Below are 19,054 nucleotides of genomic sequence, written 5' to 3'. Positions count from 1 at the left end.
CCGGACACCACCACTCACAGCAACGGTACCGGCCGCCGCCGACAGCGACCGAGGGTCGCGCGAGGGCGGTGCTGCTTCTCGGCGAGCAGGCATGGCTTTAGGGAGGCGGTGTGCGGTGCCTCACAGCCTGGCAGCTGTGCTGCGGTGCCCGGCTTCTGGGCACAGCCTCAGGTGAGGCAAGGCGACCGTGACGTGAGCAGCGCTGGGAGAAAGCGTGGCGCATCGCGCCACGACGTCCGGAAACCGATGGCGCTGGGACAGGCGGAGTGGTGCGGGCCAGGGATCCGACGTCGGTAACCTGTAGCTCATGTCTACTGCCCCGGTTCGCGTTCGTTTCGCCCCGTCTCCGACCGGCATGTTTCATGTCGGCGGTGCGCGGTCCGCTCTCTACAACTGGGCGGTGGCGCGACAGTCCGGGGGCACGTTCGTTCTGCGGATCGAGGACACGGACGCGGCCCGGAACAAGCCGGAGTGGATCGACGGGATCATCAGCGCGCTCGCGGCCATCGGGATCCACGGTGAGGACCCTGCCTTCGAGGGCCCGTACTTCCAGTCGCACAACGCCGACCGGCACCGTGAGGCGGCCCAGCAGCTGTTCATGGCCGGCCGGGCGTACTACTGCGACTGCACCCGGGAGCAGCTGAAGGAGCGCACCGGGTCGGAGCACCTCGGGTACGACGGGTTCTGCCGGGACCGGGGGCTGGCCTTCGAGGAGGGCCGGGCGCTGCGGTTCCGGACGCCGGACGAGGGCGAGACCGTGGTGGTCGACCTGGTCCGCGGGGAGCCGGCGTTCCCGAACAGCGCGATCGAGGACTTCGTGATCGCCCGCGGCGACGGCTCGCCGGTCTTCCTGATCGCCAACGTGGTCGACGACATGGACGAGGGGATCACCCAGGTCATTCGTGGTGAGGAGCACCTCTCGAATACGCCGAAGCAGCAGCTGCTGTGGGAGGCGCTCGGCGCGAAGCCGCCGGTGTGGGCGCACCTGCCGGTGATCGTGAACGAGAAGCGGCAGAAGCTGTCCAAGCGCCGTGACAAGGTCGCGCTTGAGGACTACCTGGCCGAGGGCTTCCTGCCCGAGGCGATGGTGAACTACCTGATGCTGCTGGGCTGGGGCCCGGGCGGCGACCGGGAGATCATGCCGTACGAGGAGCTGGAGCGGCTCTTCCGCGTCGAGGATGTCAACACCGCGCCGGCGTTCTTCGACGTGAAGAAGCTGACGGCGTTCAACGGCGACTACATCCGCGCCCTGTCGCCTGAGCAGTTCGCCGCGGCCTGGGCCCCGTGGCTGGTCGCCCCGTACGCCCCGTGGGCGCCGGAGGCGTTCGACAAGGACGTGTTCGAGGCGGTGGCGCCGCTGGCCCAGACCCGTCTGGCGCTGCTGTCCGAGATCACCAGCTACGTGGACTTCCTCTTCCTTGACGAGCCGGTGGAGGACGAGGCGTCGTGGAACAAGGCGATGAAGGCCGGCGCCGACGCCCTCCTCGCCGACGCCCGTGCCGAGCTGGCCGCCGTGGCGGACTGGAAGGCGGACGACCTGAAGGCCGTCGTGCTGGCCGTGGGTGAGAAACACGGGATGAAGCTGGGGAAGGCGCAGGCCCCCGTGCGGGTCGCGGTCACCGGCCGGACCATCGGGCTGCCGCTGTTCGAGTCGATGGAGCTGCTCGGCCGGGACCGGGTGCTGGCCCGCCTGGACGCGGCGGCCGGGAAGCTGGCCGCCGCCCAGGCGTAGTCCGAGGACGTCAGGCGACCTTCGCGAGGAGGTCGCCCCAGGCGTTGCCGAAGTAGTTCAGGTCGAAGCGGGCCAGGGCCTCGTGTGCGGCCTTGGTCTCGCCGTCCTGCACGGCGGCTCTCGCCCGGATCTGTGCGGCCAGGCGGCCGAGGTCGGGTGCGGGCTGGCCGGTCAAGGAGGCGAGGTCGCCGAGGCCGGCCACCGGGCGGATCAGGCAGGGCAGGCCGAGCAGGAGTGCTTCGGCGGCGCAGCGGCTCCAGCCCTCCCGCATGCGGGGAACGAAGACGCCGACGTCACAGGCGCGGAGGAGCCGCAGGTACTGCTCCCGATCCACGTCGTGGTGCGCGCCGTCGAAGCCGATGGTGTTGCTGCCGCTGGTGATCACGCGCAGCCCGGGAGCGTCGGCCAGAGCTGCCGCGACCTCCTCGACTCCCTTCCAGTGCACCGCCTTGCCGGCATAGACGCCGATCACGTCGTGGGTCAGCCCGAAGGCGGCGCGGCACTCGCCACGGTCGTAGCCGCGAGCTCTCTCGAGCTCGGCCATGTCGAAGGCGTTGTAGATCACCCGGACATTGCTGACGCCGTGGGTTCGGAGGAAGTCCGCCCAGTACGGCGCGACGCACACGACGGCGGCGCACTGCGGGAGGATCTGGAACAGCCGCTGCCAGAGCATCGCCTCGAACGGGGCGGAGTCGTGTTGCAGGGGCTCGTAGTGGTGGAGGACGAAGATCGTGCGGGCCCGCATTTCGGGGGTGAAGAGCAGCAGGCTCAGGTCGTCCCAGACGAAGACCCCGGAGGCGTCGGACAGGGAGCGGACGGTTGGTGCGAGGCGGGCGAGGTGGCGGAGCTTGCGCCAGCGCCTTACCCGGTAGGTGCGCTTGTGGTCCGGGACCGTGCGCCACTCGACGTCATCAGCGGTGGCCTCGTGGAGCATCCGGAGGTAGACCCGGCCGCCGGTCCGGCCGATCGGTTCCATCGAGTGGACGACCCGTTTCACGATGCGCCTCCTGTTGGCTTCGGGCGTACTCGGCGTGGAGCAGTGCGTTCATGGCCGCCAGGTGAGGGTTGAGGTCGCGGGCGGCAGCGGCGAGGGGGAGGTGGAAGTCCTCCAGGGTTCGGAGGAACCGGTCGCGGCGGCCGGTGTTCGGGGAGGCGGCCAGGTCCCGGAGGTTGTGGAGACGGTCGGCGAGGCGGACGAGGAGGTCCTCCGGGGGCAGCGCTTCCTGCTTGGCACGCCAGCGGGTTTCGTCTCCGTCAGCCTTGGCCCGTCGCTCCAGACGGTGGTCGGCGGTCAGTGCCCGGAGCCGTGCGGTGAACGGTGCACCGAGGCGGCGGGTGAGTTCTTCCTGTGCGTTCGGGGCAATCTCCAGGGCGTCGTGGAGGAGTGCGAGGAGGAGGGTTTCGGGGTGGGTGACGCGGATCTCCTTCCTGAGGATCGTGACGACAGCCAGCGGGTGTTCCAGGTAGGGAGTGCCCTGGTCACGGGTGTGCCCGCGGTAGGTCGTGAGGGCGAGGTCGCCGGCGATGCGGGCGCGAGCCCGTGCGTCCGTGTCCCAGGTGGTGCAGCCGAGTGCGGTCAGGACCTGGTGCAGGTGGAGGGAGCTCATCCGTTGCTCCTCGCGGAGAGAAGGGCCGAGGTGCGGGGGTCGGGGAGGTGGTCGGCGATGAGCAGCGTGTCTCCGACCGCGACGGCGTCCAGGCCGAGGTCCGCCGCGGCGGACACGGCCTGCTCGGCGGTTCGGAGGATCGGGGCGCCCTTGCGGTTGAAGGAGGTGTTCAGGAGCAGAGGCAGCCCGGTGCGCCGGTGGAACTGTTCGAGGAGTCCGCGCAGGCCCTGATGGTCGGCGGCGACGGTCTGGGCGCGGGCGGTGCCGTCGTGGTGGGTGATCGCGGCGACGCGGGACGCTTTGCAGCGGCGGACGGTGACGACGCGGTTCATGAAGGGGTCGCTGGCTGACATGAACCATTCGGTGGCGTGCTCGGCGAGGACGGCCGGGGCGAAGGGGCGGTAGGCGGCCCGCTTCTTGATGGTGTTGAGGCGGTCCCGTGTAGCGGTGTCGCCGGGGTGGGCGAGGATCGAGCGATGGCCGAGGGCCCTGGGCCCGAACTCGAGCTGCCCCTGCACCCAGCCGACGATGCGGTGCTCCGAGAGCAGCGCGGCCACCGTGGGGGCCAGGTCCGGGCCGAGGCCGGTCAGCGCCCGGTAGCCGGGCGGCGCTGCTTTGGCGGGCAGTGGGCCCGGGGGCGGGCCCCAGGCCGCGTCGGTTGGTGAGGGGAGGCGTTTGCGTCCGAGTTGGTAGTGCCAGCCGTAGAGCGCGGCGCCCACGGCGGTGCCGGCGTCGTGCGGCGCGGGTGCCACGAAGAGGGTGTCGAAGCCGCTGTCGGCGGCCAGCTGGCCGTTGAGGTGGGAGTTCAGTGCGCATCCGCCTGAGAACACCAGCGCGGAGGCCCTCGTGAGCCTGCGCAGGTGGCGGGCGATGTGGACGACCGACTCGGCGAAGACCTGCTGGACGGCTGCGGCCAGGTCGGCCCGCTCGTGGTCCGGGTGCTCCGTGACGTTGTCGGCGGTCCACGCGCGACCGCCGAGCAGCAGCGGGGTGCCGTTGTCTGCGGACCCCCAGGGGTGGACGATGCGGATCTCGCCGTCGTCGCCGAGTCCGACGAGTTCGCGGACCTGCGGCCCGTAGCGCTCGGGATCGCCGAAGGCCGCCAGCGCCATCATGCTGCCTTCCGGCTCGTCGCCGGGCGGGATCACCCGCCGGGCGAGGTTCCGGTAGAAGTGGCCGAGGGAGGAGTGGACGCGCCGGGGCCCGGCGGGGCCGGGGAGGACGGCCGGCATCCCTTGGTGGATGCGGTCGATGGCATCGGGCCGCAGGTCGTAGCCGGTGATGCGTTCACGGCCGGGTCCGAAGTCGGAGCCGAGGGAGGAACCACCGGCGTCGATGACGAGTCCGGCGGCGTGCTCGTGTTCGGAGAGCAGGTAGCCGGACAGCACGTGGGCGGTGTGGTGGGACATGAGCCGGAGGTGTTCGCCGAGCGGGGAGGGCAGGAGGGCGGCGAGTTCGTCGCGTTCCTCGGCCAGCCACCAGCCGGCGGCCGGGTTGGGGCGCATGGAGGCGGCCCAGACGGCGTCGATGTCCTGCGGTTCGAGGCCGGCGGCGTCCAGGCACCACTGGAGGGCGCGGGCCGGGGAGGTCAGGGTGCCCTTGCGGGAGGGGTGGTTGTGCTTGACGCCGCTCCAGCGTTCCTCTTCGGCCGCGTAGAGGCGGCCGTCGACGACCAGAGCGGCGCTGGTGTCGTGGTGGAAGTTCAGTCCGAGCACTGCGGGCATGGCTGTGTGCCTCCAGCCCGGATCAGGCGGTGAGAGCGGGCGCGGGGACGACCGCGGCGCCGGAGTCGGTGTATTCGTGGCAGCGCAGGCAGAAGCGGAAGTGGTGGGCGCGCGGGGCGAACACCTTGGTTGCGAAGTCCTCGTCCCAGACGCTGAATTCGCTGTCGTCCTTCGCCATGGCGTTGAAGCAGCGGTAGCAGGAGCCGTCCATCTCGATCATCAGGTGCTGGTCGAGGTAGCGGTCGCACAGGCCGCGCAGCTCGTTCGCCGGCTGGCCGACATCGACGTGGTGGACGTGGTTGGTGACGTGGATGGCTCCGGTCTTCTCGCACAGTGCGGCAAGCTGGGAGAGGCGGGCCGGGCTGATGCCTTCCAGCACGCTGTTGAGGACCACCGTCTTGCCCGCTTCTCGCAGGCGGGGCACGACGTCATGCACTTCGTCGTAGTTCTCGTGCTCGTCGTCGCAGCCGATGAGGACTTGGTCGTACGAGCGGAGGGTGGCCTCCATGATCCGCCGGTTGCGGGCCAGGGTGATGGCGTTCGTGCCCAGGACCATGACCTTGTCCGGCAGGCGGGTGCGGGCCGCGTCGCTGAGCGCCGGGAAGTCCCGGTGGACGGTGGGCTCGCCGCCGTTGATGTGCAGTTGCCGGAACGGGATCGTCTCCAGGCGGGACAGGACGGTCGAGAACAGCTCCATGGGCATGTTTTCGCCCTGGGCGCCGTCGGCGAAGATGCAGAAGTCGCAGGACCGGTTGCACTTCGTCGTGATCTTGATCTTCGCAGTCTTGAGAGTGCGGGGTAGGGGCGCATGCGCGGGCATGGCTGAACTCCTTGCGTCAGGGACGGAGGTCGGAGGCGGGGAAGCTGAGGAAGTCCTGGACGGTGGATCTCTCGCGGTGCCAGAGCGCGAGGGTGGCTCGCAGAGTCCCGGCGGTGGTCGGGCCGACGGGGATCAAGGCCGCCATGCGGGCGGCCAGTCGCTGGGCTTCGGCAGCCCCGGCCGCCGCGAGCGCGTGGAGCGTTCGGGCGGCGGCCTGGAGTTCCTTCGCCTCCCGCCGGATCAGGTAGCCGGTCTCCACACCGGGCGGCGGGGCCAGGTAGTAGAGCCAGCGGGCGACGCGGACGCGGAGCATCCCCGCGGTCATCACCCAGTCGGTACCGGCACGCCCTGCCCCGGGGAGCGCGGCAAGACCGCCGTCGGGAACGCGGCGCATCACAGCCTCCAGGGCGACGTGGGCCGTGCGCAGCAGATGGCGAGCGCTGCGGTGCAGGGCTTCGGGCCGGTCCTCGGCGTGCCGGAGGACCAGGTCGGCGTAACCGTCGAGCCCCGACGGACGCCACTGCGTGAGGGCGGCCGTCTTGCCCGGGCACCTGGTGCGGGTGGCGAGAGCGGCGGCGGCGAACCAGCACGGGGCGAGGTAGTGCCAGGCCACGCAGTGGCGGCGGTACCCGGCAAGATCCTCCACGACGTTGGCGGTGCTGTCCGCCGCGAGCCGGTACCTGCCGCCCAGCCGGCCCTGCAGGATCGCCCGGTAGAACCGCTCGTCGACGTCGCACCACGGTTCCATCCGGGCCCGGGACTTCCAGCGCTGGAGGTCGCGGCTGCTGCCGCTGATCAGCGACCACGTGGCGAGCTCGGGTGCGGAGACCAGCCGCCCGTCCGCCTCGGCGGTGGTGAACGCGAAGCCAGGCGGGTGCTCCAGGAGACGCCGGTGCAAACGCTCCCGGGTGACCGCGGCGGTGTGCGCGGCGGCCAGGCGCTGGTTCCATTCCTCCCAGTCCGCGGGCACGGAGGCCAGGAGCACACGGACGTCGAGGTCGGAGTGCGGGGCCAGCAGGTCGGCCGGCTGCCACTTGTGGGCCAGCATCACCGCACCGACGCCGTGGGCCTCCAGCTCGCGTTCGTACAGCGCGCCGAGACCGGAGTAGAGGGGAGGCGTTTCGACGGCGGTCATGGCTGCTCCCCGGTGGTGGGGCGGGTGCAGGAGGGCGGTGCCGAGTCGGTGGTGAGGATGGGGAGCAGGGGCAGGACGGGAGCGCCTTCGGGACGCTCCATTCGGTCCCAGCGCAGGTCGTAGTCGACGTAGTGGAAGCCCTGCCAGGCGTCGTTCGTGTTGCGGTCGAGCATGGCCTGGAAGAGGTGGGCGAACGCGTCGCCGAGGGTGCCGTCGGCGAGGTGGGGCTTCAGGGGGATATCGCGGTTGTGCAGGATGCAGGGGCGGGCCACCCCGGTCGGGGTGATCTTGATGCGGTTGGCGTCGGAGCAGGTGGCGCAACTCGAGTTGGAGATGAAGCCGATCGAGCCGGCCCAGCCGTCCGGGCGCAGGTACTTGCCGGGGCTGCGGACGCCGAGCTCGTCCCTGCGGACCTCGCCCGCGTCGGCGAACCACTCCTGAAGGCGGTCGCGGACCTCGGCCTCGCTGATGAATTCGCCGTCGAACAGGGCCTGCGCCGGTCCGATGTTCTGCAGCTCGATCAGCCGGACGGCGATCGGCAGCTCCCGGGCGAGCTCGGCCACGGCGAAGGCGTCCTGCAGGTACGAGCGCTGGAGCACGCAGTTGACCTTCACGCGCAGGCCGAGGGAGAGGGCCGCATCGAGGGTCCGACGGGTCACCCGTGGGTCGCCGCCGCCCATGATCTCGGCGGAGCGGGTGGGGTCGAGGCTGTGGAGACTGAGGTTGAGATACGTCAGCCCGGCCCGGTGGAGGCTGTCGACGCTCAGCCCGCGGCGCAGGTTGCCGTGGCTGGTCATGCCGATCGCCGCGTCGGGTCCGAGACCAGTGGAGAGGCCGGCGATCACGTCGAGGATGTCGGCCCGAAGGGTCGGCTCGCCGCCGGAGCAGTGGGCCTTCCTGATGTCCCAGGCGCCAGCTTCGGCGGCGATGGAAGCGTAGTCCGCGGCGGACAGAGGTCGATCCTTGTGCCCGTAGTCCGGCATGCAGCGCGGCTTGCAGAACACGCAGTCCAGGTTGCACAGCGAGTTGAGGGTGAAGGCCAGGTAGGGATGGTTGCGGCCCTTCGCCGCGAACGCGGCGACCAGGTCCTGGCGGAGTGCGGTGGGCATCGGTCAGCCTCCATCGAGGGGTGAGTGGACAGCGGGCAACTCGGCCACGCCGTCGAGCGGCCTGCCCGCGAGATACCGGCGCAGGTTGGCGGTGAAGAAGGCAACCGCCTCGTCCATGTACGTGCGGCTGAGCGTGGAACTCTTCGGCGTGATGACCACACGAGGGTGGTGCCGCAGAGGGTGGCCTTCCGGCAGGGGCCGCGGGTCGAAGACGTCCAGGCCGGCTCCGCGTAGCCGCCCGGTGTCGAGCGCGGAGAGCAGCGCCGACTGGTCGACCGTTGACGCGCGGCCGAGGTTCAGGAACACGGCACCGGCCTTGAAGGCGGAGAAGAGCTCCTCGTCGAAGAAGTCGGTGGTGGAGGCGGTGGCGGGCAGGAGGTCGACGACGACATCGGCGACGGCCACGGCCTGTCGTACGGCCGATGTGTGCACCCACGTGATTCCGTCGGCGTCCGTTTCGGGCAGCGTCCGGCGTACCCCGACGACCCGCATGCCGAAGCAGCTCGCTGCCCGGGCGAGGTGGCCGCCGATGCTGCCGCAGCCGACGATGGTCATCGTCGCGCCCGCCAGGTCGAAGAACTCCCCGGCCAGGTCGTCCTTCCACCAGGCCCGCTCCCGCTGGGCGCGCTGACTCGTGAAGAGGCCGCGGGAGAACCCGAGGACGAGTCCCATGGCGTGCTCGGCCATGGGTCTGCCGTGAAAGCCGTACGAGCGCGTCAGCACCACCCCGGCCGCGTGGGCCTCGGCGACGGGCAGGTGGTCGGTGCCTGCGGCCGGTGACGCGATCCACCTCAGCCGGGGCGCGGCCGGCAGCCACGAGGGATTGAACCGCCAGCCGAAGAACACCTGCGCCTCGGCCAGTTGCTGAGGTACCGCTTCCTCCGCGACAACGCGGAAGTCCACCTCAGGGAAAGCCTCAGCCAGGGTGCGCCTGTGCTCGGCGGACAACCGCCAGAACGCGTGCGGCGATTCCAGGTTGACCAGCACCGCCGGGTGGTTCACCGCGCACCTCCTGCCGATGCGGGAGCGAGCGCCCACGGGGCGAGGCGGCCGATGACGGAGCCGATGCTCGCCTCGTAGTCGTGTCGCGTACGCACCAGCTCCGCCCCGGCGCTCCGGAGCCGTTCGCGCTCTCGCGGCAGGACGGTCAGCGCCCGGTGCAGCGCTGCCGCCAGGGACTTGGGGTCCTCCGGTAGCGCCGTGAACCCGGTCTCGCCCTCGACGACGGTCTCCGCCAGCCCTCCCACGGCAGTCGCTACCACCGGGCACGACCCGGCCGCGAACGCCTCCAGCGGGATACGGCCGAAGGGCTCCTCTCGGGACGGGACGACGACCGCGCGCAGGGCGGGGCTGTGCAGCCAGGCCCGGATCGAGGGCGTGAAGCGCGTGATCAACGTGGCGTCCAGACCGTAGGCGTGGAGGCGCGCGGCCAGGGACGCCTGGTAAGGACTCGGGCGGTGATGGTCACGCTCGCCCGGGGTCACGGCGGCCAGGACCAGGTGCGGAGTATGTACCCCCCGTTCCTTGAGCAGCCGCAGAGCCTCCAGCAGGTCCTCGAAACCCTTCGACGGCACGGCGCGACCCATGGCGAGGAGAAATCCGGCGCGCGCCTTGAAGGGCAGCGGCGGGATGCTCACCGGCCTGGTGGTCTCCTCGCGGATCAGGCCGTTCGGAATACTCACCACGCTTGCTGGTGGGACGGCGCAGGTCTCGACGAGGTGGCTGCGCATGTGGGAGGAGATGGCACCGATCCAGCCACCCCGGGCGACGGCTGCCCGGAGGGAGTCCCGCTCCCAGCGGACCCGGGACGTGTCCTCGGGCCGCACCAGCGCCGTTGTCGACCGGGGCACCAGAAGCAGCTCCACGTCGGAGGACATCGTGCGGGCCAGACCGAGGAGGGGAGCGTCGAGACCGATGAGGAGACAGCGGCTCGCTCGCTCGGCGACCCGGACCGCCGCCTGACCGGCCTGCCGGCACAACTCCACCGAAGCACGGACCGAGTGCTGCGGCGCCTCGACCGCCGGGAGCGTGACGACCTCGGCCTCGGCCTGGCGCAGCATCTGCCGAACCTCACCGGCCCACCGCCCGTCGTGGCCGCCCGCACTCTCCAGAGCGCGTGGGGTCACCACGCAGAGCGAGCCGGGTGGAAGCAGGCGAGCGAGGGCGGTGAGGACCGCTCGGTTGCTGAAGCCGGTGCCGGACTCCGCGCCGTAGAAGCCCTCGTGGAGGGCGACGATGACACGGGGCCGACGGATGCCGGTCTCTCGCGTGGTCACGGGTGGTGGGGCGGTGTGGTCAGTACGCACGGGGTGATGCCTCCTTCGAGGACGGGTTGTGATCGCGCGAGTGGCATGCGGCAGCTGCCTATGGCCGTACCTCGCAGATGTCCGCCCCGAGGGCGCGGAGCTTTCCGGGCAGGTCGGCGTGGCCGCGCTGGAGTTGGTTGACTCCGCCGAGGGTCGTGACCCCACGGGCCACGAGACCGGCGACGAGCAGTGCTGAGCCGGTGCGGATGCTGACCGCCTCGATGCCGGCACCGTGCAAGCGCTGTGGGCCGGTGAGGCGGCACTGCGTCGGGGAGATCGCGTGGATGTCGGCGCCGAGGCGGGCCAGGTGGGGAAGCAGGCTGCCGTGGCGGTCCGGGTTGACGGAGTCGGCGAAGAGGTGGGTTCCCGGAAGCCCGAGCGCCAAGGCCATCAAGGGTGGTTCGAAGTCGGCGTCCAGGCCGCCCGGCGACAGGGAGACGATCGCTCGCAACGGGCGGCCGCTCAGCCGCGTGTTGTCCGCTCGGACGACGAGGGACTCAGCTTCCGCGGCCACCGGGACGCCGACTTCCTCCAAGGCATCGGTCAGGGAACGGACATCGGAGGCCCGCACCCCGTCGATGCGCCCGGACCCGCCGGTCGCGGCCAGGGCACAGGCGAGGACGCCGGCCTCGCTCTTGTCGCCCGGTACGGTCCACCTGACCGGTTCGTTTCCGCCCGTCGGCGGGGGCGTCAGCGAAAGAGTCGTGCCGCCGGAGTGGATCCCCCATCCCGCGGCTTGCAGGGCTTCCAGGACGCTGACCACTTCGGGGGAGAGGTTCGGCTGCCCCAGAGCTAAGGGCCGACGGGTGGCGACCGCCCGCAGCACTGCGGCGAGCGTTGCTCCCCTGGAGCGGAACGGCAGTACATGCGACACCCGGCCAAGCCGGGGCTTCCCCGCCTTGATCAGGTACGCGTCCTCGTCGGCGGTCACCTGGTCACCGAAGGCTTCGTACACCCGCAGGTGCGAGGCGAGTCCCTGGCCTGCGATCGGGCTACCGAGTGGCCAGTGCAGTCGTGCCCGGCCGTATGAGGTCAGCAGCGCGGGTACCAGATGGCCCGAGGCGTGGCCGTCCCCGGTGTTGGGAAGCAGAGGCGTGGCCGTGCCTCGGCGGCTCGGCGCGACCGTGACGACATCCGGGACGCCGACCGGTCCGCCGACATGCCAGCCGGCGCCGTGCAGCAACCCCAGCATGGTCTGGACGTCCGTGCTCGCGGGCACGTTGCTCAACTGAACGGTCTGGTGCAGTGCCGCCGCAGCAGCGATGAGAGCCAAGGCGGCGTTCTTGGACCCGTCGACCTTCACGGTGCCGGACAGGGGAGCGCAAGGTCGGACGGCGATCACCTCAGCAGGTCGGACGGACGCGTGGGCGATCAACGGCTTTCCTCTCGGACGGAACGTGCGGTGAACCCGGACCCACCCACGGGGCTCGTCGAACAGCCCAGGCCGTCGACAACGCCGAACTCGGCCCAGCAGCGCTTGCCGGGTGGCACATGTTCGGCACCCCAGCGATCAGCCAGAGCCGCAACGATGCACAGACCTCGCCCGCTCTCCTCGTCCAGGCCGGGCGACCGCCGTCTCGGCAGGGCGTCGCTGCTGTCGCAGACCTCGATACGCAGCACCGCACCGTCGAGCCGAACGACCACCGACGCCCCGCCCTGGCTGGCGTGGTCCACCGCATTGGCGAGCAGCTCCCCGGCCACCAGCTCGATGTCGTGCAGAGCTTCGGCGGGCAGGCTCAGCTGCCACACCCGCAGCTGCGCCGACAGCCGCCGGCGGGCGTCGACGACGGCCGAGGGCGTACTCGGGACGGAGAGACAGAGTTCCTTCGATGGCACCGGCGGCCTCCTGGTTCGGTGGAGCCACTCCAAGAAACCGGTGGCCACGTGGTGCCTGCGAGTCCGGATGCTGCCGCTGCATGACTTATGCACGTCCTGCATCGCAGCCAAGTGCACCACCAGTACGCTCGGTTGAAGAGGCAGGATCGGCGACGGCGGGAGGAGCCGTGGCACAGATGGCCGACACGCACAGCGAGGCCCGACGGATTGGTGAGGTGATCCGCCGAGCACGGGTTTTACAAGGCCGCTCGCAGGCGGAGGTCGCCCGCGGACTCGGTTACCACCAGTCCAAGGTGAGCCGCCTGGAGAACGGGCGTGGAACCGAGGACGTGCGCGTGCTGCGCGAGGTGGCACAGGTGCTGGGTATCCCGCTGCACAGCCTGGGCCTCACGGGTGTCCCGGAGGCCCGCACCGACGAGCCCGAAACCGAGGACATGCGCCGCCGCACCTTCCTTGCCGCCGCAGGCATGGCCGCCCTGGCCACTCCGATGCCCTCAGCGTCAGCTACGCATCTCGCACTGGTCGACTCGCTGCTTCCGGGCAACCTCCCCGAGAGCAGCGGGCCAGCCGTGGCGCAGACGGACCTGAAGGAACGGGTCACCTCGGTGCGCCGAATGTTCTACACCTGCGACTACGTCCAACTCGTGGCCGCACTACCGGGGTTGGTTGCCGACCTGCGACAGGCCGTCGGCGTCGCACCCAGCTCCGCGGAGCTGTCCGGTCTGCTGGCCACGACGTACCAGACAGCGGTGAGTCTGCTCCTCAAGCAGGGTGAGCACGGCAACGCATGGCTCGCCGTCGGCCGCGCCATGGCCGAGGCCGAGCGCTCCGGGGACCCCGTGGTGCTGGCCTCCAGCGTCCGCGTGCACGCACATGTCCTCGTCCGGGAGAAGCACGCCGCCCAGGCTGTGACGCTCGTCCGGCACACCGCCGACCAGCTCGCAGGCGCCTACGACCAGCGACCGCCCCGGTACCTCGCCGCACTCGGCCTCCTCCTGCTCCGGGGTGCGACCGCCGCCAGCGGCAGAGGAGACCGGTCGGCCACCAAGGACTTCCTGGCGGAGGCGAAGGAAGTCGCCCGGTACGTCAACCTCGATCAGCCGGACTCCTGGGCCAACTTCAGCCCCACGAACGTCGCCCTCCACGAACTCAGCGCCGCAGTGGCGTTCGGCGACGCCGGCATCGCGCTCGAGATCGCCCGCCCGCTCATGCGCCGGCACATCCCCGTACCGGAACGGCGAGCGGCACTGTGGGTCGAGTCCGCCCGCGCCTACAACCAGCAGGGCCGCCTCCCCGACGCCTACCAGGCGCTGCGCATCGCCGAGAGCTGCGCGGAGCAGGACGTACGCCGTCCGGCCGTCCGCGAACTGGTCGCCGACCTGGTCGCCCGGGACCGGCGCCGAGCGCTTCCCGAGCTACACCACTTCAGCCGCCAACTGGGAGTACCTGCGTGAACGAGCAGCCGAAGAAGCCGTTCCTGTATGTCGTCGTCTGTGCGGCAGGCATTGCCGGCGACGTGGGCAAGCTGCTCGCCGCTGCGCAGGATCGGGGCTGGGACGTGGGAGTGGTCGCGACTCCCAACGGTCTCGGCTTCATCGACGCGGCCGCTGTGGAGGAGCAGACCGGCTATCCCGTCCGCTCGGCCTGGCGCTCACCCGGTGATCCGCGACCGCTGCCGCGAGCCGATGCGATCGCGGTCGCTCCGGCCACCTTCAACACGATCAACAAGTGGGCCGCCGGCTTCGCCGACACGCTCGCCCTGGGCATTCTCTGCGAAGCCCAGGGTCTCGGAATCCCCACCGCGGCTCTCCCGTACCTGAACTCGGCGCAGGCCGCGCACCCCGCGTACTCGCGGAGTCTGCGCACGTTGCGGGAGATGGGCGTCCTGATCAGCTCGTACGAGCCGCACCCTCCGAAGAGCGGGGGCGGGGCGGATCGCTTCCGCTGGGAGGAGGCGCTGGAGTTGCTCGGGTCGAAGGCCGCCGTCTGACTGTCCGGGCTACGGACACATGGAGGGTACGCAGCTCCTCGGTCTGGGCAACGAAGAGATTCTGCGGCTTCTCAGGACTCAGAGCTTTCGAAACCTGGCAGTACGAAACGCTGGCGACTCCACCGGATTTCGCCGTGCTGTGAAGCGTAGAAGAGGCACGCAAACATCAGTTCCGTGTTGCTCGCGTGATGGCCGAAGGGAATGTTTTTTTCATTACCTTCATAAAGGGTGAAATTCGCCTCCCGGTCGCTATCGGTAAGCGTTGAGAAGTCGACGTCCAGCAGCTTGCAGATGTACAGGAACTCCTCGGTCTCCTTGCTGTCTCCGGATAGGTGTCGGTGGAGGCGGGCGGAAATATCGAGCATGGCTTGGCCTTTTTCAGTTACCCGGATCAGGCCGTGCGCGTTACCTTCCCGTGAGACCATCCCTGTCAATTCAAGCCTCAAAATTTCTTGCTTCAGGGTGGGGATGCCGATCATGTAACGCTTTGAGGCGCGGGTGTAATTGTCGAAGTACCCTTCTTGGCTGATCTGGTTAAGTATCCACACCGGGTACCCCAGATTGCCGGATGAGGCGAATTTCCTGACGTCTTCTGCTGTGATTCCGCCGAGGGCCACTCGCAACAGTAGGTCTTGATAGATGTCATGCCGAAGCCCATCACGTACTACCGCACGGGCCTGTTCGTCATCTGCAGTAAAGTCTGCCGGGACCCAGAAGATGCGAAGTTTTGCTAGGTGCGGTCGAAGAGGAGAGTTTCTGTAATCGCGGATAATCTCGTCCACGCGTCCGCGGGTGGCTACAGCGTCCCGGGCCACATATACGGTTGCTGACGCCTCATCGTCGGTCAGCAGCGTTCTAATGTCTTTGTCAATTCCGTCCCGGTTATGCATCCAGAGAGTTTGCCCAGATATGGCGCGCGTCCAGTCTCGTGTCAGGTTGCAGGAAAAGTCGAATCGCTTTCGACCGGACTCCTTACAATTGAAGAGTCGCGCATTGGTGGACCCTTCCATGATGTCGAGTGCGGTTTCGGAAAGGAACTTGTGCTCAACTGATTCGGCCATGCGTCCCCCTGAAGCATCTCGAATGCCGGCATCGTGCATGTTAGCAGCCGTGTCTGACACAGTACCGCTCATTGCCCTATTCAGGGGTGGTTATGCCAGGGGGAAACGTGAACCGCTGCGTTCCGAAATTGGTGTCCGCAGAGTTGGGCTCCTTCAGTTGACACCCGCCAGAGTGCGATCAGTGCTGTGGCGACGCCGAGGGGTGGCCCTCCAGCCGTGTTGGTGGGGCGGTTATGAGGCTGCGGCGGACGCGCGCGGGGGTAGCGCTGCGAGGATGGGCGGGGAGTTCCGCCGTGCGCCTGAGCCGCCAGGTCAGCACGTCGCTGACCCGTTCCGCTGTGTCGAGCTCGCGTCGCGCCGCGGCTTGGGCAAGGAGCGTGACGGGGTTGTGGCCTGCGGCTTCAACCTCTGTGAGGGTGGCGGCGAGGGCGGGCCAGCCAGCCTCGGTGAGAACGCGGTTCGCCAGTTCGGGCAGCGCGACGTGTAGGGCACGGGACTGACGTTGGCGTTGGTGTGCACGCAGGCGGCGGCCCTGCTGTTGCAGGTGGGCGAGTGGCTGCGCGGCGGTGGCTTGGTAGGCGGTGCGCAGGTGGGCGGCGGCTCGGCGGGCGGCCTCGGCTTGTTGGGCGTGGTGCTTCTTGGCGTGCCAGGTGGCTGCGGCGATGACCAGGAAGATCAGCATGTCCAGGGCCATGGCGGTGGTGGCGCTGTCTTCGCCTCTGCCGAGGGCCGGGCCGCTGTGGACGAGGTCGCGGGCGGCTTGGCGTAGGGCGCGGTCGTGGCCGTGCGCGGCTCGGACGTGGGAGCGGGAGGCGCGCTCGAAAGCGGTGGCGGCTTCCCGGAGGGCCTGCCGGGTGTGGGCCGCGGACGTGTCGGCCAGGGCGTCGAGGACTTCGCCGGTGGCGGAGACCTGGGCGGCGATGGTGCGGTCGTCACCCTGGTCGATGAGGAGGAGGGACTGCCAGGCGGCGGTTGCGACTCGGCGTCGGGCGGCGGCGGGTCCGGTCGCGGCACGCGAAGCCGGCCGAGGGCGATTGTCGGCGGGTTCTGTCCAGCGTTCCCGGAGGCGGGGAAGGGAGAGGTCCGGGGCGAGTTTGGAGCCGGAGTAGAAGACGGGTTGGCCGTCGCGGTTGTGGTTGCCGGGGAGGGCGACGGTGTAGCCGAGGGTGTCGCGCGAGGGAGCGGTGCGCCGACGGATGAGCAGGCCGGCCGCGGCGAGCCGGTCGAAGAACTCGTCCTCGGTGGTGGTGCCGGCGACCGCGCGGCGGACGGCTTCGCGGAGTTCTTCCCGCGTGGTGCGCTGCTGGTGGAGGCGTTGTGCCTTGTGCTGTTCGGCGCTGGTCGGACGCTTCGCGGCGGTGCCGTCACCGGCGGCCACGCGGTGGAGGTCGTAGTCGGTCTCGATGCGGCGGCATTCGGCCTGGGCGCGGGTGGCGGAGCGGTGATGGTTGGGTCGACGTCCGTCCTCGCGGACCAGGGTGGCGATGAGGTGGATGTGGTCGTCGGCGTGCCGGACGGCGGCCCAGCGGCAGCCTGCGCCGTCGCCCGGGTCGATGCCGGTGGCGGCGATGACGCGTTGGGCGATGTCGGCCCACTCGGTGTCGGTGAGGGGGCGGTCTCCGGGGGCGGCCCGGACGGAGGCGTGCCAGACATGCTTGTCGGGGCGGGCGTCGTCGGGGACCAGGTGTAGGGGTTCGTCCAGAAGCCGGGCGAGGTCGTCGAGCCTGGTAGCTGGGTCGCGGCCGGGGTCGGGGGTGAGGCCGTCGAAGGAGGCGACGAGGTGGGGGTCGGTGTGTTCCTCGCGGCGGCCGGGGCCGTAGAGGTAGGCGAGCAGGCGGACGGTGCTGGTGCCTTGCTTGTGGATGGAGGGGATCAAGCGGCGGGCCTTTCGGCGTGCGGGTCGGTGAGGCGGGCGGCGGCATGCCGGAGGTTGTCCACAGCGCTGTGGACGGCGGCGATCGTGGCGTCCAGGTCCTCGGGGTAGGTGCCGCTGTTCAGTGCACGGGCGGCCTGGTTCAGGTTGTTGTTCGCGTGGCCGAGCTGGCGCTGGAGGGCGAAGAGAGCGGCCAGGGTGTCCTGCTGGGTGGCGATAACGGCGGCGGTGCGGTCGAGGTCGCGTGCGGCGGCGAGAGCGCTGTGGGCGAGGAAGCCGGCGATGCTCATTCCGACGGCTTCGGCTCCGGCGGCGACGATCTCGTGCTCGCGCTCGCTGAGCCGCACGCTGTGTGCGCGGCGCTGAGTCCGGGCTCGAACCCGGGGCTTGGCCTGATGCCGCACCGACTGCTGCGGTCCGCCCTCGGCCGCAGCCTCCGCCTCCCGTGCCCCCTGGCTCGGGAGGACGCCCGTCACCCCTGGGGCGGGTGCCGGTTCGGACGCACCCCTCGCGGGGGAGTGTCCGAACCTCCAACTTGCTGCGCCAGCAGGTTGGTTGGCCTGCGGATTGTCGGCGGGTGAGGCGGTTTCCGGAGTCGTGCTCGGGTCTGTCATCAGGGTGCTTCCTTGTCGTACAGGGCGGACGGTGGTGGGACTGGTGGGGGCGCGGGCCGGGCATGGCCATGTGGTGAGGCGGGTCCAGGCCGGTCCCCAGCAGTTGAATGTCGGGGACCGGTCCCCGATGCGAAGCTTTCGCTCGGCCCGGGGCCGTTGCGGGAATGGAGGGGACGGTCCCCGTGACGATGCGTCAGCGGGACCGTCCCCCGAGGGAGCGGTCACTTTGCCGGTCCCCTGCATCAAGTGGGTTAAATGCCGGACTGTGCTGGGGCTATGCGGGGACCGGTCCCCACGGTCCCCGGCTCGCGGTCCCTGCTGCCACACGGGACCGGGGGAGATGCGGGACCGTAGGTCGGTTACTTCGTCCTGCTGCCGTTGCGTTCGAGTGCGGCGAGCAGGGCGGCGGTGTGTGCCTGGGCGCGGGTCATGCCACGCGGTGGAGCGGGTGAGGGGTTGCCGGGTGGGCCGTATGAGGCGCGACGGCCCGGCTGTGGGGCGCGCTCGCGGCTGATCCAGGCACGCCAGTCCGCAGCCCAGGCGGCGGCGCTGCGAGGCTGTGACGTCGCCCGGTAGGCGCGCCACTTCATATCCGCGGTGTGCAGGGCGGCCTCGCCGAGCCGGTCGAGATGGCCGTCGCGCTGCAGCCAGGCGCGGGCGTCGTCGTCGATCTGCCAGGCGTCGACGGGGATGGGCGCTGCTGAGCTGCTGCTACTACCGTTTGCCTTTGGTTCTCTTCTGTTCTGGGGGCCGGAATCCGTGCCCCCGAGGGTGCGGATTCCGGCACCCCCCGGGGCCGGATTGTGGCCCCCCGGGTCGGATTCCGGCCCTGCCGTCGGGCCGCCGGATGGGTCGGTTACCGACCCCCCGGGGGTCGGAATCTGACCCTTCGAGGGGTCGGTTACCGGCCCCTCGTCGACGCTTTGGTCGGCGAGGGCCCGGGCGGCCATCGGCAGGCAGTAGTACGTCTCGCCGCGAGGCCCCCGGCGGTCCGGAATCTGGACCAGCTCGCCGTCGGCGATCAGCTTGTCCAGCGCGTCGCGGACGGCGGTTCGGGACGCGTTCGCGCGCTTCATGAGGGCGGTCACCGACGCGTAGGCAATGCAGCGCCCATCGATGCAGCGGTCGGCGATCAGGGTGAGCACCATGCGGGCGGTGCCCTTGCTGCGGCTGTGTTCCCACACCCACTCACGGGCGTCATGACTCATGTGAAGGCGGCTCCAGGGACGAGGCGGTGGAGGGGTCGG

Annotated in this window: 17 protein-coding genes; 3 read left to right on the top strand and 14 right to left on the bottom strand. The window is 70.2% G+C overall.

Going from position 1 to position 19,054, the window contains the following annotated elements; translation table 11 throughout:
• Positions 1-355: 355 nt before the first annotated feature.
• Positions 356-1,732, top strand: a complete 1,377-nt coding sequence (gene gltX, locus ACH4VX_RS15235) for a glutamate--tRNA ligase (RefSeq protein WP_398367858.1) — start codon at positions 356-358, stop codon at positions 1,730-1,732.
• 10 nt (positions 1,733-1,742) lie between these two features.
• Here the strand turns inward: gltX and ACH4VX_RS15230 are convergent, their stop codons facing one another.
• The 10 genes from ACH4VX_RS15230 to ACH4VX_RS15185 are packed head-to-tail and all read right to left on the bottom strand — an operon-like array spanning position 1,743 to position 12,269.
• Entirely contained in the window at positions 1,743-2,729 is a 987-nt protein-coding gene (locus ACH4VX_RS15230) for a glycosyltransferase (RefSeq protein ID WP_398367857.1), read from the bottom strand.
• Entirely contained in the window at positions 2,644-3,339 is a 696-nt protein-coding gene (locus tag ACH4VX_RS15225) for an HD domain-containing protein (RefSeq protein WP_398367856.1), read from the bottom strand. The genes ACH4VX_RS15230 and ACH4VX_RS15225 overlap by 86 nt, the downstream gene beginning before the upstream one ends.
• Positions 3,336-5,063: a carbamoyltransferase C-terminal domain-containing protein gene (locus ACH4VX_RS15220; RefSeq protein ID WP_398367855.1), complete on the bottom strand. Its 1,728-nt coding sequence runs from the start codon at positions 5,061-5,063 to the stop codon at positions 3,336-3,338. Before ACH4VX_RS15220 ends, ACH4VX_RS15225 begins: the two co-directional genes overlap by 4 nt.
• Positions 5,064-5,085: 22 nt before the next feature.
• Positions 5,086-5,883, bottom strand: a complete 798-nt coding sequence (locus tag ACH4VX_RS15215; RefSeq protein WP_398367854.1) for a radical SAM protein — start codon at positions 5,881-5,883, stop codon at positions 5,086-5,088.
• A 16-nt stretch (positions 5,884-5,899) separates the two neighbouring features.
• Entirely contained in the window at positions 5,900-7,018 is a 1,119-nt protein-coding gene (locus tag ACH4VX_RS15210) for a hypothetical protein (protein WP_398367853.1), read from the bottom strand.
• Positions 7,015-8,127: a radical SAM protein gene (locus ACH4VX_RS15205; protein WP_398367852.1), complete on the bottom strand. Its 1,113-nt coding sequence runs from the start codon at positions 8,125-8,127 to the stop codon at positions 7,015-7,017. The genes ACH4VX_RS15210 and ACH4VX_RS15205 overlap by 4 nt, the downstream gene beginning before the upstream one ends.
• Before the next feature lie 3 nt (positions 8,128-8,130).
• Positions 8,131-9,129 (bottom strand): D-2-hydroxyacid dehydrogenase, encoded by a 999-nt coding sequence (locus ACH4VX_RS15200; RefSeq protein ID WP_398367851.1) that lies wholly within the window; start codon positions 9,127-9,129, stop codon positions 8,131-8,133.
• Positions 9,126-10,433: a glycosyltransferase family 4 protein gene (locus tag ACH4VX_RS15195; protein ID WP_398367850.1), complete on the bottom strand. Its 1,308-nt coding sequence runs from the start codon at positions 10,431-10,433 to the stop codon at positions 9,126-9,128. The genes ACH4VX_RS15200 and ACH4VX_RS15195 overlap by 4 nt, the downstream gene beginning before the upstream one ends.
• A gap of 58 nt (positions 10,434-10,491) precedes the next feature.
• Positions 10,492-11,775: a UDP-N-acetylglucosamine 1-carboxyvinyltransferase gene (locus ACH4VX_RS15190; RefSeq protein ID WP_398367897.1), complete on the bottom strand. Its 1,284-nt coding sequence runs from the start codon at positions 11,773-11,775 to the stop codon at positions 10,492-10,494.
• Positions 11,776-11,804: 29 nt separating this feature from the next.
• On the bottom strand, positions 11,805-12,269 hold the full coding sequence (locus ACH4VX_RS15185) for an ATP-binding protein (RefSeq protein ID WP_398367849.1): 465 nt from the start codon (positions 12,267-12,269) through the stop codon (positions 11,805-11,807).
• Between the two features lie 176 nt (positions 12,270-12,445).
• On the opposite strand from ACH4VX_RS15185, the gene ACH4VX_RS15180 reads away from it, so the two are divergent.
• Positions 12,446-13,723 carry a helix-turn-helix domain-containing protein gene (locus tag ACH4VX_RS15180; protein WP_398367848.1) on the top strand — a complete coding sequence of 426 codons (1,278 nt, stop codon included), beginning with the start codon at positions 12,446-12,448 and terminating at the stop codon, positions 13,721-13,723.
• Positions 13,720-14,259 carry a flavoprotein gene (locus ACH4VX_RS15175; RefSeq protein ID WP_398367847.1) on the top strand — a complete coding sequence of 180 codons (540 nt, stop codon included), beginning with the start codon at positions 13,720-13,722 and terminating at the stop codon, positions 14,257-14,259. Before ACH4VX_RS15180 ends, ACH4VX_RS15175 begins: the two co-directional genes overlap by 4 nt.
• A gap of 71 nt (positions 14,260-14,330) precedes the next feature.
• Here ACH4VX_RS15175 and ACH4VX_RS15170 read toward each other — a convergent pair whose 3' ends face one another.
• The 4 genes from ACH4VX_RS15170 to ACH4VX_RS15155 all read right to left on the bottom strand — a co-directional run bounded on the left by ACH4VX_RS15170 (position 14,331) and on the right by ACH4VX_RS15155 (position 19,015).
• On the bottom strand, positions 14,331-15,380 hold the full coding sequence (locus ACH4VX_RS15170; RefSeq protein WP_398367846.1) for a hypothetical protein: 1,050 nt from the start codon (positions 15,378-15,380) through the stop codon (positions 14,331-14,333).
• A 118-nt stretch (positions 15,381-15,498) separates the two neighbouring features.
• Positions 15,499-17,196 (bottom strand): mobilization protein, encoded by a 1,698-nt coding sequence (locus tag ACH4VX_RS15165; RefSeq protein ID WP_398367845.1) that lies wholly within the window; start codon positions 17,194-17,196, stop codon positions 15,499-15,501.
• Positions 17,193-17,540 (bottom strand): plasmid mobilization protein, encoded by a 348-nt coding sequence (locus tag ACH4VX_RS15160; RefSeq protein WP_398367844.1) that lies wholly within the window; start codon positions 17,538-17,540, stop codon positions 17,193-17,195. The genes ACH4VX_RS15165 and ACH4VX_RS15160 overlap by 4 nt, the downstream gene beginning before the upstream one ends.
• Before the next feature lie 626 nt (positions 17,541-18,166).
• Complete coding sequence (locus ACH4VX_RS15155) at positions 18,167-19,015, bottom strand: helix-turn-helix domain-containing protein (RefSeq protein WP_398367843.1); 849 nt, start codon at positions 19,013-19,015, stop codon at positions 18,167-18,169.
• Between the last annotated feature and the right edge of the window lie 39 nt (positions 19,016-19,054).

The organism is Streptomyces sp. NPDC020731 (assembly GCF_044334705.1).
In the GTDB taxonomy this organism is placed as follows: Bacteria; Actinomycetota; Actinomycetes; order Streptomycetales; family Streptomycetaceae; genus Streptomyces.
Note: the sequence above shows the minus strand (reverse complement) of the source record. Positions and strands in the feature narration are given on the sequence as shown.